This window comes from Bradyrhizobium sp. USDA 10063 (genome assembly GCF_054063735.1).
The window spans coordinates 8,709,875-8,729,186 of the sequence record NZ_JBSSGP010000002.1; the positions used below are offsets into that span (position 1 = coordinate 8,709,875).

Genomic DNA, 19,312 nt, shown 5'->3' on the forward strand with positions numbered 1-19,312 from the left:
CCCTGCTGCAGAGGCGCGCGCGAGCGCTTCGCTTTCAAGATAGGTGACCGACCCGGTCGTCGAAGCGATGGCCCATCCGCTCTGTACCATTTGCCTGCCAATATCCTCCCCATTCACCTCGCAGTGCCCGAATAGGAGACCAGACGAAGTCTGACGCACGGCAGTGCACACCCATATCCTTCCGCCAGCTCGAGTCTCCAGGCGCTCGCGAGCTTGTACCCCACATTTTAAGCGGAATCCTCGCGCATCCAGGCAGGATTGATCGAGTTGAGGTGCATCTATTCCGTTGAGTTGTAGCTTTGCGCCTCCGAACTGAACCGTGTCTCCATCGATGATCCTTGGGACGCCCTCGAACTCCGTGACTGCCGCCGCGCCGCTGCCGTTGAGAAGCGCAACAAGATAGAGTGCGGTGTTAATCAATTGTACCCTTCGCACGATGTGCCTTTCCGGATAGTCCAATCGATCGAGTGACACGCAAGAAATGCAGTGAAAGCAGAGTCGAGTTTGGCCGGCTCGCCGAAACAGGGTACGGACACGTACCATAGCGGGTCGTTCTCGGCGCCCACACGCTTGCTCAACAGGATACCGAGGCGGATATTGCGAGGGCATTCCGATGAGCAAATTGATTCGACCGGCGACGCACTTTTTTCCGCAGGCGTACTGCATCTTTTGCGCCGAAAAGACTCCTCACCGGCATGAGCGATTAGCTGTTAATGGAAAACAAGAGGCGCGCGCGGTCTGCCTCACTTGCAAGAAGGAACGCGCCACAAATGAATCCAGCAAAGAACTCGCCGAGATAGGTGGTCTGGGCAGCGACTGAGCGCTCATTCAGATCGAGTTCTCGGGCGCCTGCGCGCTCGTCGGATCTCAAGTCCATTTCGGGGAGCGCTCCTGTGTTCTCTCTGAGAACGATCGGCGCTACTGGTTCGCTCTGTAACGAAAGCCAGGCCGCTCCTCTCAACCGACCGCGGGCGCCCGCAGCCGGCTTGGTATAGTGCTTTAGCAGTTCGAACGGTCCCGAATGCGAACCGCGGCAACTTGCTCGCTAGACCTCCTGAAGCCGATTTTTGGAAACGAGGGTTTGCAAGAGTTCGGCAAGACGGTCGAAAATGCTATCCGGACGATAGTTTTACAAATATCAGCAGGGGCGGAAATGGATTTTTGTCGCTGCATTTCCTGTCCCAAGCAGCCGCGGCCACTCCTATCTTGTCATCCTGACGGATATCAGCTGTGCGACCGCCAGATCAAGCCGGGTTCTGGCGTATCTCCTCGCTTCGCTGGCTGGCGTCGTTCTAGTCCTGATGGTCGGCACGATCATTTTCGCGGTGCTCATGCTGCGAAGCTGGACAGCCTCCCTGAGGCATGCGGTTGAAAGAGGTGCGGCAAGGCGCTCCGCGGATCGCAGCCCCAGGTCAGAGGATCGACCACGAAATTTATAACTGTTGCGCGAAGCGGAACACCTTACGCTATCAAACCAGATCGATTGCGCGCCAAAGTCGCTCCAGGAGGTGCTCCACGGAGCCCTGCGCGCTAGGCGCCCTCGCACAACCGAAAATAGGCCGTCACCCCAGCGCCAATGAAAGATCGATTTGACCTTCATGGCGCTAAACTTTGCGCACCTTCTGAAGTGGTAGTCGCAAATTTCGCAGATTTTCTTCGTGTAACTCTCAGCAAAGTGGGTCGAGCCAACGACGTCGCAAAAAACCACCACCAGTTGGCGCCGTTTTCGCTCCAGTTGCCGGACCGATCGGGGCTCTACCGCAATCCTCCACGCCGCTTCTACGCCCTTCACCTGAAAAAGATGAAAGTGAGCACCACAAACAATGGAAGCAATATTCCGCCAGACCAGAGTATGTAGCCGAAGAAGCTCGGCATCCGAATGCCCCGTTCTTCACAGATGGCCTTCACCATGAAGTTCGGCGCATTTCCAATATAGGTATTGGCGCCCATGAACACAGCGCCTGCCGAGATGGCGAGCAGCGTATTGAACAAGGGCCCCATGAGGCGTTGCGCGTCGCCCCCTGCGAGATTGAAGAAAACGAGATAAGTAGGTGCATTGTCGAGAAAACTTGACAACGCTCCCACTAGCCAAAAATACGCGGCCTCGTTCGGACGGCCGTCAGGTTCGGTGACGAGCGCCAAGAGCGGGGCCAACGCTCCCTCGCTTCCTGCGCGAAGGATCGCCAGCACAGGAATGATGGTGATGAAGATTCCGGCGAAGAGAAAGGCTACCTCTTGAATGGGGGTCCATGCAAATGCGTTTTCGACACGAATCGACCGAGGGGTTGTGCGCCATGAGAGATAGCCGAGCGCGAGAAGAACAACGTCTCGCACCAGCCCTTCCAAAGGCAATACGACGCCGAGGCCGAGTGGGATATCTAAGTCTGGCTTCCACACGCCGCTCAAGAGCACAGCAACCATAATGCCCGCCAGATATACCACGTTATGTAAACCCTCGATCCTTAATTGGCGCGGCACGTGGCTGATGGGCCAATTCTCCCCGTCCTTTCGCCAATGATGGCGGTCGATGAAATAAAAGAGCACCAGAAGAACAGTACTTGCGAAGGCCATAGGCGGAAACATCGATGTTACCGTCCAGAGAAAGTCCACGCCTTTCAAAAATCCAAGAAACAAAGGCGGATCGCCAAGAGGAGTCAGCGAGCCGCCAATGTTGGCGACGAGAAAAATGAAAAATATGAACACATGACGGTTGTAGTGACGATCCTGGTTCGCTCGAATGAGGGGACGGATCAACAACATGGCGGCGCCGGTGGTCCCAACGAGACTTGCCGCCACCGTCCCGATGCCTAGCAGGGCGGTGTTGGTTGTGGGATTGCCAATGAGATTTCCCATAAGCTGGATACCGCCCGCCACGACAAACAGCGAAAACAGAAGAATAATGAACGGGAAGTATTCCAATGCCGCCGAATGAAGTAGTTCAGTTGCAGTGACCAAAAGGCCGAAGGATATGGCGCAGGGCACTAGAAGCATTGCGGCGCAAAACGCCGCGATCTTGCCGAAGTGATGCTCCCAGAAACGTGGCGCCACTAGAGGAAAGAGCGCGATCGACAAGAGGATGCCAATGAAGGGTAACCCCCAAAGCAAGCTTAGCTGAGAACCGACAAGATGGACCCCTTCGGCTGCGCGCGCCGTCGGGGGAAAAGCCATCGTTACTGTGGCGCCAATCGCGGCCACGCGCTTCATTTTCTCTCCCCCCACAACAAGTTCGCTCGACTAAACGCTTGGCTCGCGCCAAGTCTAAGACTTTCGTTGACATCTAAGCCATTACGTTCTGCCGAAGCCACTGGATTCCAAGCGGTTGAGCCTTTTCGCAAGCCCATAAGCTTCCAGACTTAAGTTCGATGACGACAAAGGCGTCACCCGCATCGGCGGCGGCCCCCAATTCAACTCGGATTTGGGATGCGGACAGGTTGCTGTTAAAAACCCATAGCGAGTCAAGGAGCCGAGTGGCTCCCCAGCTTTCAAGCTTGCGCAGCATGGGATGGTAGTTGCGGACGCGGAGCCGGTGTAGATCGTAACTTGCGATGTAGTGTGCCATTTGGGCCCCCTTTCTAGCTGCGGAGCCGATCCTTATTCGCGCGCAGTTTCAGTAAGCATACCACAGCATGCGCCTTTCCAAAAATTGCGAGAGTCTGGTTCGGGTCTTGGCCATGTAAAAACGATCTCATGGAAGGTCGCTTCTGAGAGCCAGGTGTCGAGCATGTCTCAGACTGCGATCGTTGCCGAGAACGTTCATGGCCAGCGTCGCCAGATTGTAGTCAGAACCGAGAGCGCCATCTCGGCCGCCACCTCCGGTTTGGTGAGGAAGTGTGCCGCTCCCATGCGAGCCTTCGTCGTACCGAACGAATGTTCGACGGTCTTTCGACGCTGACGCATAGGGTCCGGGTCTTGCATCAAGGCGCTGTTGCAGAGCCTCGAGCAGATGCTCACCATCTGGCCCTGTCGCGCATTACGATTTGAGCGATCAATTTGACAGCTGGTCGTCCGGTAGCACCGCAGGATTTGCCGTATTCTTCGTTTGTATAGCGATACGGCAAGCGCTCCCCAGCTGGACAGCGATAGGCGTCCTCCTCAGGCAAATCAGCAAAGTCCTGCGTGCCCGAAGCGCCCATCGACTTGACGCCCGACGTCAGCGGCTTGGGCAGAGTTACGGTATGCCCGCCTCGTGGCACGCAAGGATCTCCGGTCTATTGACGTAGCCGCAATCGGCCACGTCCTCGAGCGTCTCGGCTTTTAGAGCAGCCTTCGCCTGCTTGGCCACGTTGGCAAGTTGTGCCCGATCTGAGCCGCTGTTGGTGACCTCATGTGCCACGATCAGATGATGCTCGGTATCTACGGTGGATGCTCATCACCCGACCGCAACCTGCACGTTGTAGTGGGAGAGTCTCGACCGCAGGCCGGAATAGGAGAACAGCCAGGGTCAAAATGCGACGTGGAGGGAAGGGCAGATGTTCGTGCAAACCGTAGATCGCTTCCTCGTGATTCTGGCAGCCATGACGCGGTTGGATTTTTCGTTGCAAGCCATTGATATGTAATGATCGGATTCTGGCTCGGTTGGAAAAATTCCTTTGAGATATCAATGCGAATAGGATGCCTCTTAATCAGCGGGTCCCAGGTTCGAGCCCTGGTGCGCCCACCACGCTTAAGCCGCTGCCAGGCAGTGCTTCGCGATGGTCTGCGCGCTCTTGTAGCTGTCGCCGATTGAATGCCGCGTGATCTCATCGGAAGCCGCGACCCAGGCAGAAAATTCCGGCATCGTCACCAGCACCACACGTCCGTCGGGATGATCGAACTCCATGCCGATGCGAGAATTGGGCCCGATGGTCGACCGTCTCTCGTTTCCGCGCCGGCTTTGGCTTGGTCCGTCTCGCGGCGCGCGCGGCCGCGACTTCCGCAAACCGCTTGTCGGAGAACGCCGCGGCTTCCTCGATCGTGAACCATCGGCCGACCGGCCGGGGTTTGTCGTCCAACGGCGGATGGCGCAGATCGGCGTCGACGAAGCCGAGCGCGCGCTGGCGCGGTCCATGCACGGCGCGCGGCCGGTCGGCGCGAGTACAAATAGGATGCAAAAGGCGCTGTCACGTCGCGCATTCGCGCGCCACCGCTATGCGACCCTGCAACCAGACCATTATGAGCGGGAGGATAATCGACCGCGACCGTTGATTTTCCGATGTTTTCGTTTGAGATTGATCCTGTTCATCGCGTTCTGGTGAGATTGTTTCTGGCGCGAAACTGGGGCGGTCCACGTGGAACGTCTGCAGGACCATGGGGTCTGCTCATGAGAATGAATGCGAACGTAGAGCTCGACGCCGGCACCAAGACATTCGCCTCGGGCCTCCTGCCGGATTTGATAGCTGCGCTCCGCCGCAGCCGTAAGGGCGATCTCGTGGCTGTGATCAGCGGCGATCCAGGCATCGGCCCCGAGCTCGAGGCATGGTGCCGCTTTACCCGCAACAGTTTGGTCGACATAACAGTCGAAGAGGGCCGCAGCTGTTGGGTATTTCGGCACGGAGAGGCTCTTCAGAATGTCGGAGAGGATCGGCCTGTCGGCTCTCGTCTATGGCTTTACACCAACTTCGACTGCAACTTGAGCTGCGACTATTGTTGCGTGCGCTCGTCACCCAAAGCTCCGCGGCGAGCTCTTGGTATCGAGCGGGTGCGACGCATCGCTGCCGAGGCAGCGGAACTCGGCGTAGGTGAAATCTTTGTGACCGGCGGCGAGCCGTTTATGCTGCCGAGTATCGGCGAGATCCTTGCCGCTTGCGCTGCGGCGGCGCCGACCACGGTTCTCACCAACGGCATGCTGTTTGCCGGAAGTCGGCTTCAGATGCTGCGCGCGTTGCCGCGTGAGCGCGTAACCTTGCAGATCAGCCTCGACAGTGCGACGCCGGAGCACCACGACAGCCATCGAGGAAAGGGAACATGGGAGCGTGCCTGCAAGGGAATCGAGCGCGCCCGCGCCGAAGGATTCCGAGTGCGATTGGCGGCGACGGTGTCGACTGACGCGGAGGCCGAGGAGTTCCGTAGCTTCCTTGATGCCAATCACGTCAGCGAGGAGAACCGGGTGGTCAGGCGGATTGCCTTGCGAGGCTCCGCCACACAGGGCATCGCCTTGGCGAGGGCAGATCTGGTTCCCGAGGTGACGATTACGGCCGAAGGCGTCTTTTGGCATCCGGTCGGAGCCGAGGACAACGATCTGCTCGTCAGCCGCGAAATCTTTCCGCTCGCCGAATCCTTCGCAGCCGTGCGTCGCGCGTTCGATCGCGAATTTGAGCATCCACGCCGTTTGGCAAAGATTTTCAATTGCGCCTGATAAATGGTGGCGCGTGCGCTTGAGGCCGAAGCAGGTTTTTGCTCCCGGTCGCTAAGCGATAGGCCGCCTCAAAAGTCCTTGTTGCGCTGACGCTTCCCGCAACTCGGCATAGGCTTCAAGCTGCGGCGCTATCCATTGGCGCAGCCCTTCCGCCTCGAGCACAGCACGATGCGTCGGATTGTTGTAGCTCATCCCGAAGAGCGCTTTCGCAAACTGTTGCTCCAGCGCGGCATCCAGATCGGAGCGAGCAGTGAACATGCAGTGATTATAGGGCCGCGAGGTCCAGATCTCAGTCAGCGCGCCTTCCGGCACCAGACGCTCGGTACGCACGGCATTCCAGAACGGGCTGCCAATTGCACCCGCATCGGCGCGGCCGTCGAGGACCGCACGAACAACATCGGACTCGCTTGTCCCCGTATCCCCATGCTTGCCGAGGTCGGAGTTGAAGCGAAGCGTTTGGTAGTCCGCCCCCTCAACCAGTCCCTCGCGTTGCAGAAAATAAACTGGGAGGATTGCCGCATGACCGCTGTCGCGGCTTCCGAGAGCGAGGGTGCGGCTCTTAAGATCGGCGAGCGTAGCGACCGGCCCCCCGGTCACCGCGACGATCTTGGTCGCCCAGCCCACATCGGTATCGCGCATCGCGATAGGTCGGCAGCGGTGGCCGCTCCAGGCATCGGCCTGGATATAGGCGAGGTTCGTGTTCCATGCGATGTCGATGCGCGGCAGCGGCTCGCCGGGTAAAGCCAGGAGGGCGGCGACCTGTGCCTCGTAGCTCTGGAACAGTACCACCTCGACCGGTAGTCGCGCTTCCTCGTGAAAATACCGTCGCATGCCCTCCCAGATACCGACTACCTTTGGGTCATACGCGACGGCACCTACCCAGATCGTCTGGTCCATGATTGCTTCTCACATGTCGAATCTAACGTCCAATTGCGACAATCGCGATCCGTGCGCTCCCAGGCGGCGCAGCGCTCTCACACTCAGAACAGCGGTATTCCCAAAATGGCTTTGCCGATGAAGTCCCGCAGAACATCGCCTGTCGGCGCCATAACAGCGCCGGCATGGGCATCGCGGAACAATCGCTCGGTGGCCATATGCTTGGAAAAGGCTGCGCCGCCGCACGCTCGCATCGCTGCCGAGGTGACGGCGATAGCAACATCACCTGCCGACGCCTTGCTCTCAAGCACGCGCAGCATGGTGGTATCTCGAGGGCGCTCAAGGTGATCGATGAGATCGTCGATGCGCGCCGCAAGCCCGTCCGTGTCGATCTGCATTGTCGCAAGCTGGGCGCGAAGCGTCGGCAGGCTCTCTCCGAGGGTCTGGCCCAAATGCTCGAAGCGAGCGCTCTTGAGATGAGCTGCGGTCGCGGCCACCGCGGCCCGGCAAAGGCCTAGCGCGACCGCCGATGTTCCGAGGTTGAACAGTGGAAGCACGATCTCCAGCATCGCCTTGAAGCCGGCGCCGTCGTCGGTCAGTTGGAGCCCAGGCTCGGCCCTGCAATTCTCGAGGATCATCGGCGCGGAAGCGTTGGCGCGCATCCCGAAACCATCCCATGGGCCGGCGACCGACAGTCCGGGCGTACCACTGGCGACAAGGTAGAGGGTCGAATCCGTTGGACTCTTGCCTTCAGGAGCTAAGGTCGAGACAACATAGCTTTGCGCGTGACCGGCGCTCGTCACCCACGATTTCTTGGCCGTGAGGTACACGTTGGCGCCGTTGGGCTGCGCTCGCGAGACTGGAGTCCAGAAGTGGCTGCGCGATCCGGCTTCGCTGAATGCCAGGGTTGTCAGGTGTCGGCCGGCCGAAATGTCCTTGAGCGTCTGTGCGACGGCAGCACCCGGACGTGCCGCCGCGATCGTCGCGGTGGCGCTCATGTGCATCAGATAGACCATCGCGGCGGACGCGTCCGCTTCTGCGAGCGTCGCAATGACGGCCGCGAACGTCCGCGGTCCCAGAGCCGAGCCGCCCATCTCGGTGGGCAGCATGATCCCCAGCAATCCGGCTGAACCAAGCGCCGCGACTGCCTCGGACGAAAATCGACCATCCTTGTCGTTCTGTTTGGCTGCCGGCGCGAGAATACGGTCAGCGATCTCCTTGGCATTCGAAACTGCGGTCTCATGGTTCATAGCGACCTCTCGACACCTGGGCACTGTCGGTCACGTTCGAATATCGAACCCGCCTTTTCTCGCGACCGATGCTACGCGACCCGCACGATCGGATCAACACGACCAGCTCCCGCATGGCAGGCTCTTGCCGTACCAACAGCCAGTACAGACCGTCGTTATTACGTTCTTCAAAGCCGCCTTGTTACATCACCTGAAATCCATTTTTTGTGACATCGGCGAAACCTTGGCAGCGCTTGCCCGTCGTCCGGGGGAGCGCTACCAATAACCGGCAACAGCGTGACAAGGTTTGCCTGGTGATGGCGATCAATGATGGCGGGGTTCCGCCCATCCTAGCGCAAAAACACTATACGAAGCCGTCGGCATTTACGCCGGAAAATCTGCTGCGCGAAGCGTGCAGGCAAAAGCGGATTACGGACTCCAGCGTTCCCGATGTCTGCGTGCTCGACCCCGACGGCGACATCGTGCGTAGCCTGCTCGCTCGCGGCGAAGCCCGGCTCGAACCGGGATGGGCCTGCTATCACACGCAGCTCTATACCTTCAACCGGAGCGGGATCGATTTCGGAATTGTCGGCTGCGCTGTCGGCGCCTCGTTCGCGGTGCTGATCGCCGAGGAAATGTTTGCATCGGGCTGCAAACTGCTGATCAGCGTCACGTCCTCCGGGCAGATCGTGCCGGTACGTCCGCCGCCTTATTTCATCGTCATCGAACGCGCCCTGCGCGACGAAGGCACCAGCTATCACTACATGGCAGCGTCCGACTATTCGCATGCTAATGCCGGACTGATCTCGGCGCTCAACGGTGCATTCGGCGAATTCCCTGTGCCGGTGCTTACGGGCGCGACCTGGACGACTGACGCGCCGTTCCGTGAAACCCAGCCGGCGATCGACGCAATGGTTCAAAGGAATTTGATGGCAGTCGAAATGGAAGCCGCTGCGCTTTACGCGTTCGCGCGAGCCCGACAGAAGCCCGTCCTGTGTCTTGCCCATGTGACCAATCAAATGGGGCGCGTCGATGGTGATTTTGAAAAGGGCGAAGCAGACGGTAGCCGGGACGCGCTGCAGTTGATCGCGATCGCCGCCGATCGCCTGCGGTCCCGGCTCCTTCCGTGAGTGTCGCGGCGATCGGGATCATCTGCAAGGCGCCGCAGCCCGGCCGCGCAAAGACGCGGCTGGCGACGGCCATTGGCGCGGTTGCGGCGTCGGAGCTCTCGTCCTGCTTTCTGCGTGACGTCGCCGCAGCCATCGACGCGGTCCCCGAGACTCTCGGCCGGCGCGGGTATGGTGTCTATGCTCCCGCGGGAGTCGAACACATCATGCGGGAGCTTCTTCCCGCAACGTTCGGGCTCATGCTGCAGGTTGGCGACGATCTGGGTGACGTGCTGTTCGGTGCCACGCGCGATCTGTTGATCGATGGACATGATTGCGTCCTGCTCGTCAATGGCGACAGCCCGACCCTTCCTACCCGTTTCCTGATGCAGGCCATTGAAATCCTCCGCGAGCCAGGCGACCGAATGGTGCTCGGGCCGGCGAGCGATGGCGGCTACTATCTTATCGGCTTGAAACACCCGCACAGGCAGCTGTTCACGCGAATTGCCTGGGGAACCGAAACTGTGGCTCGCAGCACATGCGAGCGCGCTACGGCGATCGGGCTGGCGACGACGCTGCTTCCGGAATGGTACGATATCGACGACGTTGAAACGCTGGGTTGGCTCAGGGACGAACTGTCCGGCAGTTCCACGCGCTTTCGTGGCGGTGGTCTTGCCCCGGCGAGCCGGGCCTTTCTCGAGGCCGCGCCGCAGATAGATCCATGAAGCCAATGCCGGTGGCTGTTCCCAGTCAATTCGATCGACTTGCGCGCTCCGCCAACAACATGCCTCCGCTTCACCTGTTGGCCGGCATCGGTGCGGCTCTGGTGGCTCTGACCCTGGTGACACCCTTTGCCTTCGAGGCCTATGGTGACAATGCTTTCATTGCTCTGAGCATCGCCGCAGGTCTGCTGACGATCGTAGCAACACGCCTGGTCGAGCGCGCGCCACCTGATCGAGCCCTGTTGCTTGTTTTGGGGCTCGGGATTGCGCTGCGAATCTGTGCGCTGCTGTTCGATCCACTTCTGTCCACTGACATTTATCGCTATGTCTGGGACGGCAAGGTGCAGGCCGCTGGCATCAATCCCTATCGCTATGTGCCAGCCGATGACGCGCTGGCGTTTCTGCGCGATGGGACGATCTTTCCTCACATCAACCGGGCCGATACCGCCGTCACCATCTATCCCCCGGTGGCGCAATTCTTCTTCTTCATTGTCACGCGGATCGGCGAAGGCGTGACGACGATGCGTCTTGCACTGCTGGGGTGCGAGTCAGTCACCGTCACCCTGATCATGCTTCTGTTGCGGCGTATGAACCGGCCGGTGACGCGCGTGATCGCCTATCTTTGGCACCCGCTTCCCCTGTGGGAGATTGCCAACAGCGGCCATGTCGATGCGTTGATGGTTGCGCTGATGCTGCTGGGGCTGTGGGTTGCCCTGACGGGCCACGCTCTCCGCGGAGCCGTCGTGATCACTTTTTCAGTGCTGGTGAAGCCCTATGCGGCGCCGGTGCTGGCCGGAATTTGGCGCCCTTGGGACCTCAGGATGCCACTCGTCGTGATCGCCACCGTGGCGCTTTGTTATCTTCCCTATTTGTCGGTTGGCTGGGGAGTTCTCGGATTCTTGACCAAGGGCTATCTGAGGGAGGAGGGGATTAGTGCCGGCAACGATCTCTGGCTGTTGTCCGTCTGGCGCCTTTTGTTTGGCGAGCATCAAGGTGTTGTTATCGTCTACGTCGCGCTGGCCGCGTTGGTCCTCCTGTTCAAGGGGCTCTCCGTGGCCCGCAGCTCTGACCGCACTATCGTGTCAACGCTTGCCGACATCAATATGCTGTTACTCCTCACGCTGTTGTTGTTGTCGCCCAACTATCCCTGGTATTTTCTGATCATCATGCCGTTTGTCGCCCTGTGTGGATCGGCATCTACCTGGGTCGTTTCGATCGGCGCGCTGTTGCTGTCCGAACAGCTCGATTGGGATTTCTACATTCCGAGAATAGTGACCAAATCAATTCTGTTCGGAGGTCTTTTCCTAGCCTGCGCCTTCACAGCCTGGAGGGCCCGCATGCAGCGGATTGCAGATACAGAGGCATCGCGATGAGCCTTTCGCAGAACGCTCGCGCGCCGCTTGATCCGCGCCGATATCACGAGTCGGTCATGGGCGAACGCACCGAGATCGCCCCGCGTCCGCCGGTCTGTCTTTATCTGGAAGTCACCAATCGCTGCAACCTGCTGTGCACGACCTGCCCTCGCACCTACGAGGAACTCGAGCCGCCGGCAGACATGAGTTGGGATCTGTTCACGTCGATTGTCGATCAGGCTCCGGGCCTCTCGCGCGCGGTGCTGCACGGCGTCGGTGAGCCGATGCTGGTCGCCAACCTGCCCCGGATGGTCAGGTACCTGAAGGAGCGCGGCGTTTACGTCCTGTTCAACACCAACGGAACAGTGCTCAGCGAGCGCAACGGCCGTGCGCTGATCGACGCGGGACTTGATGAGTTGCGTGTGTCGCTTGACGCATCAGATCGCGAGAGCTTCAAGGCGATCCGTGGCAGGGACTATTTCGGTCGTATCATCCGCAACGTGCGTGCATTTCGCGAGTTGCAGGAGCGGGAGGGTCACACAAGGCCGCAAGTTTCTGTTTGGCTTACCGGCCTGAAAGAGACCGTCGAGCAACTCCCGGCCTTTGTGAAAGTTGCGGCGGAGATCGGGGTCAAAGAAGTTTATCTGCAACGGCTCGTGTTTTTCGACGAAGCAGCAATCGGCAAGGCGCGTCCCGATCAGGCGTTGTTCGAACGTCTGACCGAGGGGGAGGCAGTGTATCTGAAACAGGCCGAGGATCTCGCACGCTCGCTTGGTGTGGCCTTCAGCGCATCGGGCGCAGCGAGCGAGCCGGGGTTAAGTCTGAAGAGCAGCGGTGACGGTTCGCCGTGGTCGCTCTGCCGGCGGCCCTGGTCGCTGATGTATTTCACGGCCAATGGCCGCGCCTTGCCGTGCTGTATCGCGCCATTTTCGCAGCATGGCTACGACAACTATACACTAGGCCATGCAGGGCAGCAGTCCTTGCACGATATCTGGAACGGACCGGCGTACCGGGACTTTCGTGCGGCCCTCCTGTCGGACAAGCCGCCCAAGAGCTGCGCCAATTGCGGCCTGCGCTGGAGCCTGTGAGCGAGGTGAGCCACGAGATCGACGGGAAGCGGCCTGCATCGTGCCAACCGCCCGTCGTTTCGGCGATCATTCCATGCCTCGACGAGGAAACGGCAATCGGCCAGGTCGTAGCTGCGGTGCTGGGACAGAGCGTGAGTGAAGTCATCGTGGTCGACGGGGGTTCGCGGGACCGCACGGCCGAGCGGGCACGGGCCGCCGGGGCTTGCGTGATTGTCGAGCAACAACGCGGCTACGGTCGCGCCATCCAGGCAGGCATCGCCGCCGTGCGCGATGACGCCGACATTCTTGTCTTCCTCGACGGGGATGGCAGCGATCGCCCGGAATTCATCTCTGATCTGGTGTCGCCGATCGCCGCCGGGCAGGCTGTGTTCGTTCTCGGCTCGCGCGTTCGCGGTTCGCGCGAGCCCGGCAGCTTGACGCCGCAGCAGGTCGTCGCGGCCCATGTTGGCAGTCTGCTCTTGCGGCTGACCTATGGCGCGAGCTTCACCGATCTGTCGCCGTTTCGCGCCATCCGGCGCGATGAGCTCAGACGTCTCGGCATGAAAGAAGAGACGTATGGCTGGAACCTGGAAATGTTGATGCGGGTCGCGGTCGCCCGCTTGCCGGCGCTGGAGATCGCTGTCGGGCAGCGGCGCCGGATCGGCGGTGTATCGAAGGTCTCCGGCAATCTTATCGCTGGCGTCAAGGCGGCATGGTCCATCTCGGCGACGTTCGTCCGCCTCGCCCTTGAACTCCGACACCGGAGGCTTCCGGCAGACAGGCGTGGCTAGATCAACGGGGGCCGGTACGATGACCACAGGCAACGATGTCCCGGGGAGATTTTCGGCTTCCTTCCTCAGGTGGGGAAAACGCCGCCAGATATCCACCATCGCCTGCGAGCTGATACGTGGCGATCTCGCGATAGCCAACGGCGGCGAGCTCGCAACGCAGTAGCTCAATTGGCGTGCCATGCTCCGACGTCGGGCGCTCGAGGTCGACAATTCCGACCCGCGCGCCCTGCTTCAAGGCGGGCGCCAGATTGTAGAGGAAAGCGTATGGCTGAGCTATCTCGTGATACATGTGCACGAGGATGGCGACGTCGAGCAGGGAAGCGGGCAGGCGCGGGTCGTGCGGTTCGCCCGATGCGAATATGACATTTGTCAGCTTCAGGCGTTGCGTTCGCTTGGCGAGCGCGATGAGGTAATGCCGCGTGACATCTTGGGCGATGACAGAGCCGGCGGGACCGACGAGCCGCGAGAGCCGGACCGTGTGGTAGCCGTTACCGGCACCGACATCGCCAACCGTCATCCCTGGCTTGACTTCAAGAAGACGGGCGATCTCGCCGGTCTCATTCAGTGAATCGCGGCGCTCCTCGGAGCCACGGGTCGGGCTGACGATCTGTGCAACCGGACGCCGAGGCGAGGGAAACTCTTTTGCAGGGACTCCAGGCGGAGCCAGGTAGCCGATGTCGGCAGCGTATGCGCGAGCTGCGTCCAGCGCCGCAATAAACATCGCCGCGCGCACCAGTGCGATCATCTGCCTGCCAAGCATCCGGCGCCGTCGTCCGGTTCTATCAGCTCACGAGGTGATCCAGCATCATCCTTCCGCAACTAGCCTGCGATGTAGAGGAACCAACCGATAAAGCCCTTCTTGTCGCGCACGGCAGGGACTTTGCGACGCAACCAAGCATCAAGGCCAAGACTGCGGCCGGCGCTCTCGACCACGAACAGGAACATCAGCAAGGCCAGAAACATATACGTCCACGGCCACTCTGCCGGATTGCCATAGAGGCCGAGCCACAGTTGCAGCACATAGGCGATGGCCAGCACGCCAACCACCCGCACGGCAAGCCCGAGGATCATCGATGCTGCAAACACCAGCTCGGCAAGAAAGACAATTGGTCCAAAGATCGTCATGTTAGGCAACACGACGTCCTTCATGAAGGTGCGGTGAAATTCGAAAGCCGCGTGGGTTGTTTCCTGTTCGGTCCAATATTGCAGACCATCGGACACGGGCAGCGGCAATTTCCACAACATGCCCTGGAACCACATGCAGCCGATCAGGACGCGGACCAGCCAGATTCCAAGATGTCGGCCGGTACGCTGCGCCGGATCCTCCCGCCAATTCTGAAACGCCACTGCAATGCCGGCGATCAGCAACGCCCAGAACAGTGCCAGGACCAAATAGCGCCAGTTTCCCAGACGCAGATAATCACCCGTATTCGCGGTCAGGAATTGCCACGCATTGGTGAAGGGATTGTTGGGCATAAGCGGGTGCTCCCGAGATTTGGGTAGTTACTCTGCGTAAGGCGCACCACTACGCGAGCGGGTCGAGAGGTGCGCCTACCTGGGCTACTACGCAGCAGAGCGCGCAATTATTACGCTGAACAGCGCCGGCATTGAACGCGTCAACAGCGCACCAACCCGCTGTTGCGAGTAACTAGATCGAGAGACCAGGCGACTGATCTGTGAACAACACATAATCAGTCGTTCGAGCGAACCTCTCTGCTCTTCATTGCGCGTTGATCCAGTTTTCCGATCCCGTCACCTTGACCGACACATCCGAAAACGAAAGTTGCATGGGCTTTCCGTCGACCGTCCCGCGGTGATCTGTCGAGATCAGGAGTGGGCCAGCCTTCTTGTAGCCCGCCCATGTCGCGATCACGAGTTTGGGCGGCCTGGTTCCGCCGCGGTGGTAGGCGATCTCCTTTATTTGCTTGTCCGCGCCAACGTACAGGTCCCAGGTGTCGCCGCGATCGTAGCCACCCTCCGAAGGGTATTTGACCACGAGCCGTTCAGCGGAAGCGTCACCCAGGGGTAGTTTGTGCGTGCCCTCATCGGTCACCGTGGGACCGTCCCATACGACGTGGAAAGGGAGGATCAACCAATACTGATCGTTCATGAATGCCGGATCGATTTCGTTCTTTATGGCATCGCTTTGGCTGCTGAGCTGCGAGCGCTGATAGGTAGCCTTGACCGGGTTGCCTTCCTTATCTTTCCCCTCGTAGGAGACCATGTCGATCTTCGGGCTCCACTCCCAACGGCGAGAAAGTTTGACACCAGGCAATTCCGCATTCCAAGTGTAGCGGATTGCCTCGATTTGCCCAAACGAATCAAGGCCGTAGGTTTTTGCCATTTGTTCGGCAATCGGAGGGAGCTGTTGCGCCCGGGAAGTCGCAGGGAGGATCAACAGCATGCCGAAGGCGAAAAGGCGGATCACATCGAGTCGGCTCATTTCTCTGCCGGCCTGAGTATTGCTCATGTCGAGCTCCTTAGGTTTGGTGCAGTTGTGTTGACCGAACTGAGGCCGCCCAGAATACTGGAAATTGTGCGTTATGTACCGTTAGAGGTTGTAGCTGCGGCCGCAATCGCTCCATTGCCCATCAAATGCATCTCAGCGACAACTGAAGTCCGGCCGGTGGGATGCGACTACTTCGGCCTTTTGATGCGTCGTCGCCGCCGAATCTACGATTGAGGGGCGGGGCGCCTAGCAGAGCAGGAGATGCAGCACTACCTCAGGGGTTAGGTTTTCGGTACACACAACGGTCCGTAAGAAGGTGCCACACCAGAGAGCGGCCCTTTGCTTCCTGGCTACCAGCCGCGAATGGTGAATCTGGGTCCGCCGTAGCGGCGATCGTAATAGCCGGGACCAGCGTAGTAGTTGTAGCCCCGGCCGGGGAAGTAACTGGGGTCGTCGAAATAGCGCAGGACATAGCGCCGTCCCCGGGTTCGCCAGCAGAGTCCATAATACTCGTTGCAGACCAGACCAACCTGATCGACGTTGACGACTTCGGCGGAGCCGATCGTCGTCGCGTTGAGGGGCGCGGCGGAAGCGGCGGACGCCAGCAGCGCGGCAGCGAATGCGCCCACTGCGATGGCCTTCATGGAGTTCTCCCTTCGGTTGGGCGAGACAATCGATCTCTATGAACGATCTATGAATCGGCGTTCCGGGACTCGACCCTGGCCTCGAAGATCGAGCTCTTCCACGGCTAGCGCAAAACGACGTGCTGACCAGCGGTGACCTTTATGTAGGGGCCAGAGCTTGCTTGAACAACCGTCTCGCGGTCGATTGAAGCCTTAATCCAGCCACGTGTCAGCCGCGCCAGCACGCCAGCGAGGGCTGTGGCGTTGCGCTTGAGAAGGCGAGCTGTCGGAGTAAGCAGGCAAGTGCTTGTATTCAGAAATTGAGCTGCAGCAGTCCGAAGGCGCCGTGCGCGAGCTTTCCGGTGCCGCCGACGTTCGTTGAGTAGTCCCAGTTCGCTGAATATTCCACAGCAATTTTCAGCCCGTCCGTCACCCACTCGCCGGCAGTGAGGAGCAGCCGGTTTTGCGGGACGAAGCCGATCCGGGTCGGTACGCCATTTACCAGGATTCCTGCGCCGGCCATGTCCTTGCTGCCGGAATATGCGATCGAGATGAAATCGCCCTGGGCGCCGATCTCCGTCACCCACGGATTCCAATCGAATTGGTAGGCAAGCGAAGCCTGCCATGTCATCGGCATCATGTTCCTCGGAATGCCGAACCCATCAATGAACTGTGCTGACCGAAGCGCAGCGTTCACCTCGCCAACAACTGCGAACGGGCCGAAACTCGCTTTGACGCTCGCGGCCACTCCGGGGACGCGTCCGATCTCGGGCAGGAACGGCAAATAGGATTGACGCAGGAATCGACTTTCGAACACCGAAGTGTCATAGTCGACATGGAAGTCAACGGTCCACGGACAGATCAGCGACGTCGTCAATTGCTCATAGGGCACGCCGCAATGGCCTCTCGTTCGGAAACCGAGCGTGGCGTTGTAATCGTCGATTTTCGTTCCGCCCGGCACGATGCTTTCGCTCCCCTTGTAGGTCATGACCGAGCCATAGAAGGGCGGCGGGTCGAGGGGAGGCGTCACGGGCATCGGCTTGAACGGCCGTTGAGGCGGCGGCACGTAGCCCATCCAGCGCGCAATCTGCTGCACTGCTGGTGCGACCACCAGCGGATTGACTTTGGGAACAACAACCGGCGCCGGTAGCGGCTGTAGCGGCGGGGTTGGAAAGGCAAACTCAAGTCCTCCCGCGGTCTGACGGTTTTCAAAAACCTCAGTCGTCAGTGGAGTGCCAATTGACAGTGTATCCAAGCGCGCCACGCCGGTGGACGTGCCAAAATGCAAGGTCTCGACGCCAAAGCGGGCAGCGATCGGAAACTGCATCAAATCGCCGACCAGAATGTGGGTGCGATCAAGCGTGAATCGATCCACGCCAACGCCGGGGACGCCAGGCACGACAGGTTGGTTCCCGGTCGGAAATATAGCGCCCGTGCCGCTCTCGAAATGGAGCACCAATGCGCCGGTTACCCAGTCGCTCAACTTGATATCGAAGTCGAGCTCCGCCGTGCCCAACTGCAGGTTTTCCTTGGAAGGGCCATCGAAATCCTGGGTCCGCGAAGCCAGGCCTTCAATCACACCGCTGAGCGAGAGGTACTTGTTGATGTTTGGCCCGGTCTTGTTGAACGTGTCTGCTATGATCTGCCGCGTCGCGTTTTCCTGCGCCGCCCAGGCGACCTCAAGGTCTTTCACGCGCTCTGTAAGCGGCCTCTTCGCTCCAGTATCCGACAGATCCGGAGCCGGCAGCACGGCGGCCGATGCGGTGGCCGGCGCTCCGGGCGTCACTACGGCTGGGGTAGGTGCGATTGGCGCAGGTGCGGCAGCCGGCGTTACGACAGGCGCGACTGACGTTGGTGCAGCAGTCGTCGTTGCGACAGGTGCTGAACGCACTCGCGGCGCGGCGGCTGCGCGCTTCGGCATTGTCGTGCCTTCCAGGGCGCTGAGACGCTTGGAAAGCTTCCGGTTCTCCGCCTTTAGCTCGCCAAGCATCTGTCGGAGAAGTGCGATCTCGTCATTGCCCGCGGCGGCTGCGCAAGAAGGTACGAATAATGCGAAGCTGAGCAGCGCTGGCGTAGCGCCGGCGATCCATGGGAATACGCCGCACGCGCGGCGCCTCGTGCGCATGGTTGATTGTTCAGTTTTAACTAATGCAGCGCCCGAACGGCACCGGAATCCTGCGACGACGTCATCTCGCTTATTCGAGAGCATACGCGGCCCCCGCTCGATCTCGCCGGTGCCAAATCGCCGGCTCGTTCGTTCATGACAATTCGCTCTTGCAGCCTCTCAGCGAACAATTGATCCGTCAACCCAAACGTGTGGCCATAGTTACCGCAAGTCCATACGCATTTGGAAACGTCGACCAACCTGATGGTGAATTGGTAGGTCACAACACAGGTCCCGGCTGTAAAGTGTGCCGAGTCTATAATGATCTCAACTTAAGGATGTATACGGATGGGTGTGGGGAGTAGCCCAATTGAGGGTAGACGATATCCTAGTTGGCGGTATCCAGCCACCCATTTTGGGGCGCGTCAAAATGTCCCTGGGGGGTGAGGCCTAGAAAAATGGTATTATGAAACTCCAACCCTCCGCTAGTGACGCTGAATGTGGCGTCAATGGGACCGAACCAGAGCGGTAATACGGCGGGACGGGATCAGAGAAGCTGGACATGTCGGGAACTCGGCTGCGCCGTTCGGTGCTGGAGATAGCGGCCGCGAACCGGAGCTCCCACAACTGGAGTTTGATTACAATCAGAGATTATTAGA

General features: G+C 59.8%; 18 protein-coding genes. 8 read left to right on the forward strand and 10 right to left on the reverse strand.

All coding sequences use genetic code 11. The features are described from left to right. The first annotated feature begins 613 nt into the window (after positions 1-613). Complete coding sequence (locus ACVJGD_RS42710) at positions 614-820, forward strand: hypothetical protein (RefSeq protein WP_456639689.1); 207 nt, start codon at positions 614-616, stop codon at positions 818-820. A gap of 968 nt (positions 821-1,788) precedes the next feature. Here ACVJGD_RS42710 and ACVJGD_RS42715 read toward each other — a convergent pair. The 3 genes from ACVJGD_RS42715 to ACVJGD_RS42725 all read right to left on the reverse strand — a co-directional run bounded on the left by ACVJGD_RS42715 (position 1,789) and on the right by ACVJGD_RS42725 (position 4,819). Next, positions 1,789-3,204: a sodium:proton antiporter gene (locus tag ACVJGD_RS42715; RefSeq protein WP_456639690.1), complete on the reverse strand. Its 1,416-nt coding sequence runs from the start codon at positions 3,202-3,204 to the stop codon at positions 1,789-1,791. A 73-nt stretch (positions 3,205-3,277) separates the two neighbouring features. Then, a complete protein-coding gene (locus ACVJGD_RS42720; RefSeq protein WP_456639691.1) occupies positions 3,278-3,559 on the reverse strand; it encodes a SinR in 282 nt (93 codons plus the stop codon). Positions 3,560-4,663: 1,104 nt separating this feature from the next. Then, positions 4,664-4,819 carry a hypothetical protein gene (locus ACVJGD_RS42725; protein WP_456639692.1) on the reverse strand — a complete coding sequence of 52 codons (156 nt, stop codon included), beginning with the start codon at positions 4,817-4,819 and terminating at the stop codon, positions 4,664-4,666. Between the two features lie 178 nt (positions 4,820-4,997). On the opposite strand from ACVJGD_RS42725, the gene ACVJGD_RS42730 reads away from it, so the two are divergent. Further along, positions 4,998-5,234: a hypothetical protein gene (locus ACVJGD_RS42730; protein ID WP_456639693.1), complete on the forward strand. Its 237-nt coding sequence runs from the start codon at positions 4,998-5,000 to the stop codon at positions 5,232-5,234. 71 nt (positions 5,235-5,305) lie between these two features. After that, complete coding sequence (locus tag ACVJGD_RS42735; RefSeq protein ID WP_456640566.1) at positions 5,306-6,334, forward strand: Rv1681 family radical SAM protein; 1,029 nt, start codon at positions 5,306-5,308, stop codon at positions 6,332-6,334. 51 nt (positions 6,335-6,385) lie between these two features. Here the strand turns inward: ACVJGD_RS42735 and ACVJGD_RS42740 are convergent, their stop codons facing one another. Further along, complete coding sequence (locus ACVJGD_RS42740) at positions 6,386-7,231, reverse strand: phosphate/phosphite/phosphonate ABC transporter substrate-binding protein (RefSeq protein WP_456639694.1); 846 nt, start codon at positions 7,229-7,231, stop codon at positions 6,386-6,388. An 83-nt stretch (positions 7,232-7,314) separates the two neighbouring features. Then, positions 7,315-8,460, reverse strand: coding sequence for an acyl-CoA dehydrogenase family protein (locus tag ACVJGD_RS42745; RefSeq protein ID WP_456639695.1), 1,146 nt, complete (start codon positions 8,458-8,460; stop codon positions 7,315-7,317). 296 nt (positions 8,461-8,756) lie between these two features. Here ACVJGD_RS42745 and ACVJGD_RS42750 point away from each other — a divergent pair, with 296 nt between their 5' ends. From ACVJGD_RS42750 to ACVJGD_RS42770, 5 genes are read left to right on the forward strand one after another with little or no spacing between them, the layout of a single operon-like run. Next, positions 8,757-9,569 (forward strand): nucleoside phosphorylase, encoded by an 813-nt coding sequence (locus ACVJGD_RS42750; RefSeq protein ID WP_456639696.1) that lies wholly within the window; start codon positions 8,757-8,759, stop codon positions 9,567-9,569. Continuing rightward, a complete protein-coding gene (locus ACVJGD_RS42755; protein WP_456639697.1) occupies positions 9,566-10,270 on the forward strand; it encodes a TIGR04282 family arsenosugar biosynthesis glycosyltransferase in 705 nt (234 codons plus the stop codon). Before ACVJGD_RS42750 ends, ACVJGD_RS42755 begins: the two co-directional genes overlap by 4 nt. Further along, complete coding sequence (locus ACVJGD_RS42760) at positions 10,267-11,640, forward strand: hypothetical protein (protein WP_456639698.1); 1,374 nt, start codon at positions 10,267-10,269, stop codon at positions 11,638-11,640. Before ACVJGD_RS42755 ends, ACVJGD_RS42760 begins: the two co-directional genes overlap by 4 nt. Positions 11,641-11,696: 56 nt before the next feature. Continuing rightward, complete coding sequence (locus ACVJGD_RS42765; protein ID WP_456639699.1) at positions 11,697-12,707, forward strand: radical SAM protein; 1,011 nt, start codon at positions 11,697-11,699, stop codon at positions 12,705-12,707. A 5-nt stretch (positions 12,708-12,712) separates the two neighbouring features. Continuing rightward, positions 12,713-13,477 (forward strand): glycosyltransferase family 2 protein, encoded by a 765-nt coding sequence (locus ACVJGD_RS42770; protein ID WP_456639700.1) that lies wholly within the window; start codon positions 12,713-12,715, stop codon positions 13,475-13,477. 1 nt (position 13,478) lies between these two features. Here the strand turns inward: ACVJGD_RS42770 and ACVJGD_RS42775 are convergent, their stop codons facing one another. The 5 genes from ACVJGD_RS42775 to ACVJGD_RS42795 all read right to left on the reverse strand — a co-directional run bounded on the left by ACVJGD_RS42775 (position 13,479) and on the right by ACVJGD_RS42795 (position 18,758). Beyond that, a complete protein-coding gene (locus ACVJGD_RS42775; protein WP_456636259.1) occupies positions 13,479-14,222 on the reverse strand; it encodes a class I SAM-dependent methyltransferase in 744 nt (247 codons plus the stop codon). Between the two features lie 74 nt (positions 14,223-14,296). Beyond that, entirely contained in the window at positions 14,297-14,953 is a 657-nt protein-coding gene (locus tag ACVJGD_RS42780) for a DoxX family protein (protein WP_456639701.1), read from the reverse strand. A 244-nt stretch (positions 14,954-15,197) separates the two neighbouring features. Continuing rightward, a complete protein-coding gene (locus tag ACVJGD_RS42785) occupies positions 15,198-15,947 on the reverse strand; it encodes a hypothetical protein (RefSeq protein ID WP_456639702.1) in 750 nt (249 codons plus the stop codon). A gap of 329 nt (positions 15,948-16,276) precedes the next feature. Further along, positions 16,277-16,570: a hypothetical protein gene (locus ACVJGD_RS42790; protein ID WP_456639703.1), complete on the reverse strand. Its 294-nt coding sequence runs from the start codon at positions 16,568-16,570 to the stop codon at positions 16,277-16,279. Positions 16,571-16,862: 292 nt separating this feature from the next. Next, on the reverse strand, positions 16,863-18,758 hold the full coding sequence (locus tag ACVJGD_RS42795) for a hypothetical protein (protein ID WP_456639704.1): 1,896 nt from the start codon (positions 18,756-18,758) through the stop codon (positions 16,863-16,865). Positions 18,759-19,312: the final 554 nt, after the last annotated feature.

What these genes read in the sequence shown, in the direction of transcription:
- ACVJGD_RS42710 (WP_456639689.1), top strand. Translation starts at nt 614, where the DNA reads ATGAGCAAATTGATTCGACCGGCGACGCACTTTTTTCCGCAGGCGTAC.
- ACVJGD_RS42715 (WP_456639690.1), bottom strand. Translation starts at nt 3,204, where the DNA reads ATGAAGCGCGTGGCCGCGATTGGCGCCACAGTAACGATGGCTTTTCCC.
- ACVJGD_RS42720 (WP_456639691.1), bottom strand. Translation starts at nt 3,559, where the DNA reads ATGGCACACTACATCGCAAGTTACGATCTACACCGGCTCCGCGTCCGC.
- ACVJGD_RS42725 (WP_456639692.1), bottom strand. Translation starts at nt 4,819, where the DNA reads ATGGAGTTCGATCATCCCGACGGACGTGTGGTGCTGGTGACGATGCCG.
- ACVJGD_RS42730 (WP_456639693.1), top strand. Translation starts at nt 4,998, where the DNA reads ATGGCGCAGATCGGCGTCGACGAAGCCGAGCGCGCGCTGGCGCGGTCC.
- ACVJGD_RS42735 (WP_456640566.1), top strand. Translation starts at nt 5,306, where the DNA reads ATGAATGCGAACGTAGAGCTCGACGCCGGCACCAAGACATTCGCCTCG.
- ACVJGD_RS42740 (WP_456639694.1), bottom strand. Translation starts at nt 7,231, where the DNA reads ATGGACCAGACGATCTGGGTAGGTGCCGTCGCGTATGACCCAAAGGTA.
- ACVJGD_RS42745 (WP_456639695.1), bottom strand. Translation starts at nt 8,460, where the DNA reads ATGAACCATGAGACCGCAGTTTCGAATGCCAAGGAGATCGCTGACCGT.
- ACVJGD_RS42750 (WP_456639696.1), top strand. Translation starts at nt 8,757, where the DNA reads ATGGCGATCAATGATGGCGGGGTTCCGCCCATCCTAGCGCAAAAACAC.
- ACVJGD_RS42760 (WP_456639698.1), top strand. Translation starts at nt 10,267, where the DNA reads ATGAAGCCAATGCCGGTGGCTGTTCCCAGTCAATTCGATCGACTTGCG.
- ACVJGD_RS42765 (WP_456639699.1), top strand. Translation starts at nt 11,697, where the DNA reads ATGGGCGAACGCACCGAGATCGCCCCGCGTCCGCCGGTCTGTCTTTAT.
- ACVJGD_RS42775 (WP_456636259.1), bottom strand. Translation starts at nt 14,222, where the DNA reads ATGATCGCACTGGTGCGCGCGGCGATGTTTATTGCGGCGCTGGACGCA.
- ACVJGD_RS42780 (WP_456639701.1), bottom strand. Translation starts at nt 14,953, where the DNA reads ATGCCCAACAATCCCTTCACCAATGCGTGGCAATTCCTGACCGCGAAT.
- ACVJGD_RS42785 (WP_456639702.1), bottom strand. Translation starts at nt 15,947, where the DNA reads ATGAGCAATACTCAGGCCGGCAGAGAAATGAGCCGACTCGATGTGATC.
- ACVJGD_RS42790 (WP_456639703.1), bottom strand. Translation starts at nt 16,570, where the DNA reads ATGAAGGCCATCGCAGTGGGCGCATTCGCTGCCGCGCTGCTGGCGTCC.
- ACVJGD_RS42795 (WP_456639704.1), bottom strand. Translation starts at nt 18,758, where the DNA reads ATGCTCTCGAATAAGCGAGATGACGTCGTCGCAGGATTCCGGTGCCGT.